Raw genomic sequence first — 11869 nt, 5'->3', positions numbered from 1 at the left:
CATTATAAAATCGTAAAAACCAAATGTCACAAATCTGGAAACCAAATATCCTGATTTTCCGCACAACATCAAGGGCACTTATATTTTAAGCTTTTGCAGGTCGATATTCAGCACCAATGAGCCGTTTACAAATGGCTTTTATGCCGCCCTGTCCATCAAATGATATCATTATAGCGCCCTGTATGAAATTATCTACCCTGCCTGCCTCTCGTACGTTCTAACATCAAATTCAGGCAATTGCCGGATAGAACCCGTCAAAGGGGTTTGAGAAAAGGACTTAGGGAAAAAAATACACCAGAGCTTCTTGAGGCCATAGGCAGAGGCATTGATGCCGCTGAAAGTATTTAAATTAAGCAAAAGCAGTTTAAATTGCTTAAAACGCCCTTTTACCGGGTACTCGAACAAGAAACTTAAATACTTCTATCAGAAAGACTTGTAATTCTCATGCTTTTTATCCCAATAATCAAGGGATTGCTTCACCTCGTTTTTACGTTCACTTCGTCGTCGTTTTCTCTTAGCTAAGGGCGTATCTACTTCAATATTGCTCTTATCTTTCGAGGGGCCAATGATTCTTCTAAAAATCGCTTGGGTTAAAGTTGATAAGTAGCTCATAGAGGTTACGATTTAATAATAACGCAATTTAAATATTTACACGCACTTCTCAGCAAGCATGAGTAAGTCCGGCTTATCTTTTATATCAGTTGATGACTCAAACGTCGTGAAAGGGGCATCCTGCGGCATTTTAGTGATCGTACCTGAAGCGATATCAATTAAAGCTTGCTTTAGCAGTTTTATGCTTTTTTTTTTCGATTTTTCTTTGGTATCGTATGTTTTCAATTTGGGCTGAGCATTCATACCAAACCCAAAATGCAGAAAGAAACAACCCGGTTATTCCGTCCTTATAACCTCGCCTCGACCAATAACTATACTTAAACGCGCGATACGCCTCCTTCATTACACTTTTAGCTGATGATCTTCTGCCTGTTTTGTACCGGGCCTCACCTTCATTTCGGAGGTATCGACGGTGTTTTTCAATCAACTTTCCGTAACTCTGCATCCATTTATGAGCAATAAAGTTATTGCCGGTGTACTCGATATTATATTCATTAAAGCCGCCAATCAGCTTTCTACCGGCATGTACTAAGGCTTTAAATTCAAACCGTTTATTATGTGCCAATATTATTCGGCGACTCACTCCACCCCAATGAGTTCCGAAAAGGCGATGATTTTTAAAGTAAAAAACCCATGGTGCCCAGACTGCGCCTATGCTTTCGTTTAATGTGCCATTTTCAAAAAGCAAGGTAATTTCCGTTATTAATTCATCAGGGAACATTTCATCCGGGTCAGATATTAGTACCCACTCGTGCTTAGTTTTGGTTGCATATTCTGCGTGAATCCACTCACAACTATCTACCTTATCATGCTTTATAACGGTTGCCCCTAAACCCGTGGCGAGTTTTATTGAATCGTCTTTTGATCCTAAATCGAAATATAATAGCTCATCGCAAAAGGCGAGTTTTGGAAGAGACTCCCGAAGTAGATGTGCTTCATTAAGTCCTACAACTATAGCAGATATTGGTAATTTCATTTGTAAAAGGATTTTCCGGTTAAGTTCCCAAAGGTGACAAAAGTTATCTAAATCGAGTAAAAAGTAAGGGATTATTTCCCTTACCGTCCTCTCTACCATCGTACGTGCCGTCCGGCATACGGCGGTTCATCAAACATTAACAGTTTTCAGCCGGACTGTGATGCCTTTTAAACTTACGAACCCCGCTTTCTTTAAAAAGGCATTTTCAACGCTGTTGTTAGAATAGGGGGTGAGAACGGTTAGCCAGTAACCAACTTTTTTCGTTTTACTCGCCATGATTTGCAAGCATTAATGTTTTTTAGATCAAGCAGAAATATCGGATGGGGGGATTGTCAAGCATAGATATTAGGGATCAGTCGGAAAGTTGTGAGATTGAATTGTTAAGCATACATGTTAGCTAATCTGAAAAGGAAGAAAGTAATATGCCTGACACCTCTGGAAGTTGCTCGGAAAGCTTTTATTTTAGCATTGAAAGACTCAGGGGAAGCATTGGTGCTTCGGTTATCGAAGAAGTTAGGATACCACGGGCAACATATTATTGGCGAGCCTGGAAGATTCCGGCAGTTGATCACGGATCGCTTTTCAGACTATATCCATCGTGACCAGAAAGTTACACACTATGTCATGCATTTATTAAAAAAGCGAATATTAGCGTAGCGGGAAACCATCATCGAGCTGCTGGCGCCCGACCAGCAAAACAGGAACTCCTTGACATCTTATCAAGATCTCACTAACCTCGTGAAAAAAAGCCATTGACCTGAAATTACCCGACAATACCCCTAAATACGTGATCGAAGCGGTCCTGACCAACGAGCCCGGCGGCTGCCGCGTCAGCCTTTCGCAAACCAAACCATTTACGGAAAACAATAGCTTTACCGGTATCAGCGGCGCTGCCGTGGCCATCAGCGGCGACGGCAGCACCCAAACGCTTTCGCCAACTTCCGCCGGCGTTTGCCAGAACAGCGCGTTTACGGGCGCTCCCGGAAAAACCGACCAGTTGACCGTACAAGTGGACGGCAAGACTTTCACGGCCAGCAGCACCATGCCGCAGCCGGTCGGTTTTGACAGCCTTTATGTCAAAAGAGGGGACGGCCATAACAAAGACGGCAGCCCTCTCCTTTACGCTTTTACCCGGTACCATGACCCGGCCATCTCAAAAAACTTTTACCGTTTCGTCCAATACGTCAATAACAAAAAAGAAGAGACCGTATTTATTGACGACGACGAATTCACCAACGGCAACCTGGTGAACAACCGCCTGAGCTTTAGCAATGACAACGACGATCCAGCGCGTAACCTTAAAAGCGGCGACCAACTGACGGTAGAAATGCTTTGCCTGGACCCGGTGATCTACCAGTACTGGTACAGCCTGTCAACAGGTGCCGGCGGCGATGGCAACAACGCGGCCCCGGCTAACCCGGATACCAATCTTTCCGGCGGCGCACTGGGCTATTTCAGCGCGCACACCATCCAACGAAAAACCATCATTGTCCCTTGATTAACTTAAATAGCTTCTCATAATACTCGTCCTGATGTTCGCTTGTGTGGTACCTCAGATCGATGCCGATCGGTGGGCATTTGTTTTATGCCTTTGCTCGCCATCCTGACTTCCCGGCAATGATATTTTCGTCTTCAGATCGGTTAGCCCGGCATCACCCTGGATCGAAACCGTACTTATCGTGTACGTTGCCGTTACAGCTTTAAAATAATCCGGTATTGGAAATACTTATGAATGAAGAAGTTGTTAATTTCGGTACAGGGTTTGTGCCATTAACGACCCGACGCCATCCATGTATAGCACCATTTATAACCTGATTTCACTGGGCACCCTGTTTTCCGGGTTAACAATCGCGCTGCTTTCCTGTTTAGCAAAGAACGATAACCGGCAAGCCAACCTGTTTTTAAGCTTGGCTTTGACGGCGGCGCTATTGAAAACAAGCACACTCTTTCTTGTTGCGTTCCCGGCCCTCGGCGTATCGCTGTATTTTTATGTCCGTCAGTCAGCTTGGCCGCAACGACCATTCCTGCTGAAAGACCTGCTGCATGGCTGCACCCTTGTCGCCTGCTACTGGCTGCCGGCGTGGCTGAATGCTGTCTGGGCTATTGTGTATTTATATCTGGCTTACCGGCTGATCCAACAGTTCTACGGCGAGCTGAAGCCGGTCCTCATGGATCGCCCCCGGTTTACTTTCCGTAGGCTGGAAAAGTGCCTGTTCCTTTTAAGTGTGCTGTGCCTGTTGGCGGTTTTCAATGGCATCTTTGCTTTTGCCATCGCCTTTGTATTGATGGGAATGGCGGCGGGCGCTGTGCTTCAACCCACTGGCGTTCACCCGCCTGACCTGCGGTGGACAGATCGACTCACGGAAAGGGAGCTGGGCCGACGCATCAAAGAACTGATCACCGCCAACCGTTTTTATGAAGACCCGGAGCTGACGGTAGCCACGCTCGCGGCAAAACTAAAGCTATCCCCGCATGAGTTGTCCCGCGCTATTAACCTGGGGCTGGACAAGAATTTCAACGATCTGATCAACGGGTTCCGCGTTCGGGAGGTCATCCGTAAAATGCAGGACCCGGCGAACGACCGGCTCACGTTGTTGGGTATCGCTTATGATACAGGGTTTAATTCAAAAACGACATTTAACCGGGTATTCAAAGAACTGACCGGAAAAACGCCTGCGGAGTACAAGACCTGTTTAAAAAAAGAGGTACCATTTCCTAAATCGGCACCCCGATCCGCCCTTGCACCGGTAATATTGTCCCCGGATATCCCGGTAGTCCGGGCCACGGAAAAGACAATACACCATTTTATGTTAAGGAATTATTTAAAAACAGCCTTCCGGAACTTGCTGCAGAACAAAACGTATGCGGGTATCAACATCGTCGGCTTAAGCATCGGGCTGGCCTGCGCCATGCTGATCCTCCTTTATATCCAGGATGAATTGAGTTACGACCGTTTTCATGATCAGGTGAGCCGGATCTACCGCATCGATAAACAAACGACAAAGAATGACGGAAGCGTATCCCGCGGCAGTTATACCGGTTATTTCCCCGGGCCACGCTTTGCCGCCAACATTCCGGAGATAAAGCGTTTCGTGCGCTTTCAGCCGGCACAGGCAGACGTTAAAACAGACAACGACATCCGGTCACAGGCTGTCTGTTTTGCCGATACGAATTTCTTGTCCGTCTTTAATTTCCCCTTGCTCGGCGGTGATGCGCGAACTGCCCTGCGTGACCCCCGGTCGGCCGTGATCACGGAAGAGATGGCGAAAAAGTATTTCGGCACCAGCCAGGCGCTGGGGAAGATCATTTTACTGAAAGCAGACAGCCTTTTCCAGCCCTATGTCATTACGGGTATCGCCAGGGACTGCCCGCAGAACTCCTCGATCAAATTCCAGGTATTGCTGCCGCTGAAAGTTTCGGCCACCGACGAAAAAAACAATGGCAACTGGTTCAATTCCTTTCTCAGCACTTTCGTCGTCCTGGCGCCGGGAGCGGATCTGAAAGCCGTTGAGACCAAAATGCAAAAGGTATTTGAATCAGACGGCAGTGAAGCGATCAGCGAAATTAAGCACAAGTTCAAAGTGAAGAACATCGGCATTTCTTACTTCCTGGAACCGCTGACAGCGATCCACCTGGGAACGGCCGTACCCAACGAGAACGAAGCCCTGGCCGATAAAAGCGATCCCGAATACACTTATATTCTTTCCGCGATCGCCCTTTTTGTGCTGGCGATCGCCTGCATCAACTTTGTCAACCTGACGATCGCGCGGTCCGTTAAACGCGCCAAGGAGATCGGTATACGAAAAGTGATCGGCGGTACGAAACAGCAACTGCGGCTGCAATTCCTCGGTGAATCGTTCATGCTTTGCCTCGTCGCCTTTATCCTCGCCATCGTGATCGTACTCGTGAGTCTACCGGTGTTTAATCAGTTGTCCAATAAGGTACTCGCGCTTTCCTACCTGTTCAATATCAGGCTGGTCAGCTGGTACATCATCCTCTTTTTGGTCACCAGTTTACTGGCAGGGATTTATCCAGCCCTGGTCTTGTCCGGTTATCAGCCCGTCCAGACGCTTTACAGCCGTTTTAATCTGGCCGGCAAAAATTCTTTGCAAAAAGGCCTGGTTGTCTTCCAGTTCGCACTGGCGTCGTTGCTGATCATCGGATCTATGGCTATTTTCCTGCAATTCCGTTACCTGACCTCGGAACGGCTCGGCTATGATGACCGAGACCTGATCACCGTAGACAAATTCCCACTATCTCGCAGCGAAGCTGCCCTATTTAAGGAGCAACTGATGAAAGATCCCGGTATCGTGGCTGTTGCGGTAAGGAATGGCGGTTACCTGAATAATACTGTCAGCGTAAACGGTGGGCAACAGGTGAACATTTCCGCCGTAACCATCGATGACGCTTATTTGCCGCTGTTGCACATCCCCATTGCGGCAGGACGCAATTTTTCTGCACAATACCCATCAGACCAGAAGCAGGCGGCGCTGGTCAATGAAGCCTTCGTCAAAGAGACCGGCTGGGCGCAGCCGTTAGGGCAACAGGTAAACGGTTTTGGAAACGGTGGCGCCTACACCGTTGTCGGGGTAGTAAAAGATTACCATGATAAACCGTTGACGGAAAAGATAGGCCCTCAGTTGTTTACTATGAATGCGGCCGACTATGGGATGTTGTATATCAAGATCAGGCCCGGCACGGAAACAGCGAGTGTGCGGTCCATTGGCAGGGTTTTCCGGGAGCTCTTTCCTTTAAGTCCGTTCATCTATACCTTTAAACAAGATCAGAATGCACAAAACTATGCGGCAGAAGCCCGCTGGAAAGCGATTATTTTTTACAGCGCCCTACTGACCATTTTTATTTCATGTATCGGGCTTTTCGGCTTATCCGTCTTAGCGGTCGAAAAACGTCTCAAGGAGATCGGCGTACGCAAGGTACTGGGCGCCCCGGCGACCAACATTGTAGCCATCCTGTCAGCAGAATTTTTAAAACTGATCCTGGCAGCGCTGGTTATCGCCCTGCCTGTTGCCTGGCTGGCCACCAGCCGGTGGCTGCAGCATTATCCCTACCGGATCGCGCTGAGCTGGTGGCTGTTCGCTGCAGGCGGCCTGCTGGTTATCTTGGTTGCCCTGTTCACCATCAGTTTCCAATCTGTCAAAGCAGCCCTGGCCGATCCGGTCAAGAGTTTAAGAGCCGAATGATCAAGAACCCAAAACGATGAAAAGTTGATATTACTGTTTCCACTGGTACCGGCGCTTTGCCACGCCCAAAAAGTTTATCAAAGCGACTGGCAACACTTCTGGAACCTACGGGACAGGCTGAGCGCCACTACAGAAACGGCGAAACAAAGGTTACTCGTTAACCGGCTTTACATCGTTGTAGCCAGCGAAGGCTTACAGGCTTTCATGCGCAATAAAGACGGCCTGGACCGCAAATGGCTGGGCTTATTAAAGAGTGATCCTGGCTTCTGGGACTCATTGCAACGCGAACGGACAGTGATCGATTCAGCCGGAGAACAACTCGAAGCGCAGATCGGGCACTTCCGGGAATTATACCCCGAACTTAAACCCGGTAACCGTACGTCGTTCGGTTAAGCGAACGATACTGTCTTTAACTGAAGGTTGCGCCTGGGCCGGGCGCCCAAAACTTACCCCAATGCAGATTAAAAATACATAACCCGCTGAATGGTGGAAGATCTGGTTTCTGATATTGATCATTCCGGAGAGCTCCATTGGCTATTTAGGTGTTTGGCAAATAATAACTGCAAATATTAATTTCCGTCGCTAAAGATCGAACTTTAAATACTGTAACCTTTAGGCGTAAAGACCCGTCTTATCATGAGCGACCTTGCTATGATCGAAATATTTCAGGATATCCGGGAGATCTATGACTTTACCGCACCCTGCGGTGAGTTGTTGCCTTACGTGGATTTTTTTTCTGAAACCTCGGCTGAAAAATGCGACAGTTACTTTGACCAGGGGCACGCCAGTGTGACGATGTTTGAAAGCTGGACGCCTACTTTTTATATTAACTTAAGCGGCGGCTACCTGATCGACGTGGGCGGTAAGCGATCTTCGATCAACGACGACCAGGATATCCTTATCCTGCGCAACGGTACTGTAAAACGGCATAACCGTCCGGAAGACCGGATCTTTACGGTCAAATTCTACCCGGGCGGGCTTGAGGCGGTATTAGGTTTCAACCAGATATCAATGGCAAACCAGGTGATCACGCTTGACCATATCTTACCCGCGAGCTTACTGGGTTCGATCAGGGCCGCGGCGTCTTTCGAAGATCGCGTGCGTATCACGGAGACTTATTTGCTGGGTGCCAGAAAAGGCAGGGCAACAGACCATTACACGCGTTTGGTAAGAGAAGCCATCGGTGAGTACACAGCTGCGGGGATGCAGTTGAATACTTCGGAAGTCGCCGAACGGTTATTCATTACTTCAAAAAGCATCAACCGCTACTTTAACCGGGTGATCGGCGTGGCCCCTAAAACTTACTTTTCTGTATTGCGGGCCCGTACGGCGTTGACGGCCATGGTCAGCGACCGCAGTAATTTTAAGCCCTGGGAATATGGTTATTATGATCCGGCACATTTTTATAAGGATGTCTTCAAATTTACCGGCCGAAAGATCAGCGAAGTGTTCTAAAACATCGCCGATTGTCCGATTTTTACTTTAGCAGGGTTACACAACCGGTTTATTTTGTAAAATGAAACGTCAATTTACGATCACCATCTATCTATCGCTTTTGTTTACTTTGCCGACATTTGCGCAAAAATACCCGGTCAGCATTGAACCTTACCCGCAACGGGTCAGGGCAGACCCGCGACTGATCATCAAGACCGGCTATTTGGTCGTGCCCGAGAACCGGGCCAAACCCAATGGAAGAAAGGTGAAGCTACCCTTTTTCTTTGTACGCCGACCTGATCAGGATTCGCGTAAGCATGTATCTTTATATATGACCGGCGGACCGGGCTACAGCACCGCGGCAAATATTGATAGCGTTACCTATAATTCGGGCTTTTTAAAATATGGGGGCTTTATCGCTTTCGAACAGCGGGGTACTGAGCGGACGATACCGAGCCTGGAAGCGAATGAAGTCTATGAGGCGATCAGACAAAGTTACCGGGAAAACCGAAACAAGGATAGTTTGGTACTGCTGGCCGTGAAGCATGCGCGTGACCGCCTGGTCGCGCAGGGTGTAGATCTTTCGGCTTACAATACGGCCGAAAGCGTAGAGGACATCAACGACCTGCGGCTGGCGCTGCACCTCGACTCACTGAATCTTGTAGGCATTTCTTACAGCGGCGGTCTGATGTTGTCTGTCGCACAGATCCATCCGGAGGCCGTGCGGCTCCTGGTGCTCAATTCACCGCTGCCGGCCTTCGTCACTTATGAAGAGAACGCGCTGAAGAATATCAACGAGGCGCTGGATCAGGTATTTAGAAATTGCGAGGCAGATTCGTCGGCAGCCTACAAGGGCCTCAAAACCCGTTTCCGCCAATATTTCACAGGATTAGGCAACAAAAAATTCACGATCCGGTACCTGGAGAAAAATAGTACCGACAGTATTACCGTTCATTATAGTAAACAGGAATTGCTGGATGCGGTCGTCAATCGTTTGAACACTGCACAGGTCAAGTCGGTGCCCTTTGTGATATCCGAGATCGTCAGCGGACGTCACGGACCTTATGTGCGGGAGGTGTTGGACGAGTATTTTGCCGGAAACCCATCGGTGAGCCTGGCCATGCGTTACTCGGTCTATTGCAGCGGGCAGATCGCTTTTTCCAACAGAACGATCGAGGCACAGGAAGAAAAGCGCTTCCCGTGGCTGGCGGGTTACGCGTTCAATGACGTCGATCACCCTGTCTGCGATTGCTGGCAGGTACGCCCCGTTCCGAAAAAGATCAGAACATTGGTACGTTCAGCTGTTCCGGCGCTGATCTCGGCAGGTGACGTTGACCCCTGGTGCCGTCCTTCCTTTAACCGGCAGATCAAACTGGGGCTACCTCACGCGCAGCTATTGATCCTCCATGATAAAGGACACGGGGCAGGTTATTCGGCTGACGGTGTGAATTACCTGGATGAATTTATGAAAGCGCCGCTGAAAGCATTGAAACCTATCGCTGGTAAAGCGGTCGTCGATCAACCTTAAAGCTGCGTTCATCCCCCAATTACTGCGCCCTTGTACTTTGTTTTTCAGATCTGACAGGTATTATGTTGCTTTGATTCATTCAAAGCAGATGTCCACTAAGGTCCTCACTTTACTGGAAATGCCAGATCGCCGCCTGGTCAGTGGTCTACCTGTACTGGTCATTACAGGCGATGCTGGAAGGGCGCTATATACGCTGTTATATGTAGAAGGTAACTATAGGCCGGTGCTCGGCGGTAGCAGTCACGGATCGGTGGAACGGATTGAACCAGAGTTTACAAGAAGGGCAGAGATCGGACTGTTGAGTTGGGTATTTTTTATAGAGCGCCTTGACATAGGCAGCGTTGATGGTTTGCGCTGGCGCGCTGAGGATAAAGCAAACGAAAAGTAACAGCAGGGTAAGCGATCTTTTCAAGACAACGATTCAGGTGCCGAAAGTTCAAATAAAAGTCCCCAAAACACTCGCTGCCGGGGACTTTCAACCTAAACCTTATCACAATAGGCCGTCAAGATCGACAGCCCTTTGAAAGAGTAAATATACGTCAATTTATCTTTATCGCACCATTCGGCCCGGCGGGATTACGTTGGCTGTCGGTTCATTTTTGATTTCCGCCGAATCACACGAATCTATAGACCGCTAAGGTGAGCCTTGGGGTTTGGCAAGATCATCGCATTTCTTATTTCGGGGGTTTGCTGCGGGAAAAGCAGGTTCGCCTACGCGCTGTGCGCTACGGCTCACCCGCTTTTCACCGCCGACGCAACAGCCGCCGTTTTGGTTGCGCTGCGCCAGCGCAGGCGGCTAAAGCCGTCCCTGCGCTGACCAAAACAGCGGCAGTTGCTGATCAATTGTGTTGGCGGACGGTTTGGTCTTTTTAGTTGAAGTAGAGCTCGCTGCCACTGTAAGTGATGTAAACGATCTCGCCGTCGATGTGATAGCCGTAATCAAAACACATTTTGAATAGCGTTTCATAATAGTCATCTTGGTGTTCGCTGGTATAATACTTGAGATTGATGCCGAAGCGGTGGAAATCGCTGATGGGTACCCGCCTTTCAAAAATATGGTACATGTTGAATAGCTTGATACGGTTACTGACCAGGATGTCAAAGATCTTGTTCATCGCAGCGATGTCACGGTCGATATCTTGTTGTTCGGGATCAGGCTCGACAGGTACTGCGGATCTGGTGATGCCTTCAGACCGCCGCTTATTGTTGTACGCGATGCGGCAATAATGATCGCAAAACTTGCGGTCACTCCGGCCGGCACCAAGTTCCAGGCCGCATTCGAGGCAGGTTTTGGGTTGGGCTACGGCTTTTTCTTCATCCATGGCTGAAGGTATCGACTGGTAGTGAAACGTATATAATCGATTAAACAACAGTGATCTCCGGGAAATGATTGCGCTTGTTTTCAATTTTGCAGGGAACAAACAAGTACCTACCATGGAAACAATTAAGACAAATTACCCGACACTGGCCAGCGAAACATTTAGCCGCGGAAGGATGCGATATTATATTGACGTAAAAAGGGCGCTAAATGATACTTACTTTATATTGTTCACTGTCAGTGAATACTTTCCCAATCCTAACACGCATTGCCGGCAAACGATACTGATCTGGCAGGAAGACCTGGCGATGTTCGTAGAAGCGTTTTCAATGATATTGGGCCAGGTGGCTTATGGCCAGCTGGATCTGCCGGAAGCGGAAATGAATGCGGTGAAGAACCACAAAGGTATGAAAGCCATTGCCGAATATGACCGGCCGCGGGAAAAGCTGCATGCTTTAGGAGCCGGTGCGCTGAGCGATGCGGAATTGCTGGCCATATTGCTCGGCACGGGTTCGTCGGAACTGTCGGTGCTTGACCTCTGCCATAAGATCATGGGGTCTGTGGGGCATGAACCTTCGCGGCTGTGGTTAAGGTCCGCCGAAGATTACTGCCGGTTTCCCGGGGTGGGCGTTGCCAAGGCGGCTACGCTCATGGCGGCGCTGGAGTTGGGACGGCGGGCGCATGTTCCCGCTAAGCATTAAAGTTTTAGGCTGCAAAGGTCGCGCTTGCCCGGCCTGCCTGTCAAGGGTATATGAACCGCGGCGGGGCCGCGGCCCTTGACAGGCAGCCGTGCCGCGCGG

The 11869-nt window shown here is 48.9% G+C and carries 10 protein-coding genes; 7 read left to right on the top strand and 3 right to left on the bottom strand.

All coding sequences use genetic code 11. From position 1 onward, the window contains the following. Positions 1–766 precede the first annotated feature (766 nt). Positions 767–1588 carry a glycosyltransferase family protein gene (locus tag LX99_RS23810; protein ID WP_146203207.1) on the bottom strand — a complete coding sequence of 274 codons (822 nt, stop codon included), beginning with the start codon at positions 1586–1588 and terminating at the stop codon, positions 767–769. 380 nt (positions 1589–1968) lie between these two features. Beyond that, positions 1969–2160, bottom strand: a complete 192-nt coding sequence (locus tag LX99_RS23805) for a transposase (protein ID WP_456238154.1) — start codon at positions 2158–2160, stop codon at positions 1969–1971. 179 nt (positions 2161–2339) lie between these two features. Between LX99_RS23805 and LX99_RS23800 the strand changes: the two genes are divergently transcribed. From LX99_RS23800 to LX99_RS23775, 6 genes are all read left to right on the top strand, one after another. Continuing rightward, entirely contained in the window at positions 2340–3086 is a 747-nt protein-coding gene (locus tag LX99_RS23800) for a DUF4249 family protein (protein ID WP_109610555.1), read from the top strand. A gap of 292 nt (positions 3087–3378) precedes the next feature. Next, the gene (locus LX99_RS23795) at positions 3379–6789 is read left to right on the top strand and encodes an ABC transporter permease (protein ID WP_109610552.1); all 3411 of its coding nucleotides are present in this window, start codon (positions 3379–3381) and stop codon (positions 6787–6789) included. Positions 6790–6813: 24 nt separating this feature from the next. Further along, on the top strand, positions 6814–7182 hold the full coding sequence (locus LX99_RS23790) for a hypothetical protein (RefSeq protein ID WP_109610550.1): 369 nt from the start codon (positions 6814–6816) through the stop codon (positions 7180–7182). Between the two features lie 243 nt (positions 7183–7425). Beyond that, a complete protein-coding gene (locus tag LX99_RS23785) occupies positions 7426–8244 on the top strand; it encodes a helix-turn-helix domain-containing protein (RefSeq protein ID WP_211319083.1) in 819 nt (272 codons plus the stop codon). A gap of 61 nt (positions 8245–8305) precedes the next feature. Next, complete coding sequence (locus LX99_RS23780; protein WP_109610548.1) at positions 8306–9751, top strand: alpha/beta fold hydrolase; 1446 nt, start codon at positions 8306–8308, stop codon at positions 9749–9751. A gap of 88 nt (positions 9752–9839) precedes the next feature. Further along, a complete protein-coding gene (locus tag LX99_RS23775) occupies positions 9840–10139 on the top strand; it encodes a hypothetical protein (RefSeq protein WP_146203206.1) in 300 nt (99 codons plus the stop codon). Positions 10140–10620: 481 nt separating this feature from the next. On the opposite strand, the gene LX99_RS23770 is transcribed toward LX99_RS23775, so the two are convergent. Beyond that, complete coding sequence (locus LX99_RS23770) at positions 10621–11121, bottom strand: hypothetical protein (protein ID WP_146203205.1); 501 nt, start codon at positions 11119–11121, stop codon at positions 10621–10623. A gap of 64 nt (positions 11122–11185) precedes the next feature. Here LX99_RS23770 and LX99_RS23765 point away from each other — a divergent pair, with 64 nt between their 5' ends. Next, positions 11186–11770 carry a UPF0758 domain-containing protein gene (locus LX99_RS23765; RefSeq protein ID WP_170122785.1) on the top strand — a complete coding sequence of 195 codons (585 nt, stop codon included), beginning with the start codon at positions 11186–11188 and terminating at the stop codon, positions 11768–11770. Positions 11771–11869: the final 99 nt, after the last annotated feature.

The sequence above is a fragment of the Mucilaginibacter oryzae genome, from assembly GCF_003148845.1.
Lineage (GTDB): Bacteria > Bacteroidota > Bacteroidia > Sphingobacteriales > Sphingobacteriaceae > Mucilaginibacter > Mucilaginibacter oryzae.
This window is presented reverse-complemented; position numbering and strand designations above follow the sequence as displayed.

Coding starts and splice junctions, on each gene's coding strand:
- LX99_RS23810 (WP_146203207.1), bottom strand. CDS start 1,588: ATGAAATTACCAATATCTGCTATAGTTGTAGGACTTAATGAAGCACAT.
- LX99_RS23785 (WP_211319083.1), top strand. CDS start 7,426: ATGAGCGACCTTGCTATGATCGAAATATTTCAGGATATCCGGGAGATC.
- LX99_RS23780 (WP_109610548.1), top strand. CDS start 8,306: ATGAAACGTCAATTTACGATCACCATCTATCTATCGCTTTTGTTTACT.
- LX99_RS23775 (WP_146203206.1), top strand. CDS start 9,840: ATGTCCACTAAGGTCCTCACTTTACTGGAAATGCCAGATCGCCGCCTG.
- LX99_RS23795 (WP_109610552.1), top strand. CDS start 3,379: ATGTATAGCACCATTTATAACCTGATTTCACTGGGCACCCTGTTTTCC.
- LX99_RS23765 (WP_170122785.1), top strand. CDS start 11,186: ATGGAAACAATTAAGACAAATTACCCGACACTGGCCAGCGAAACATTT.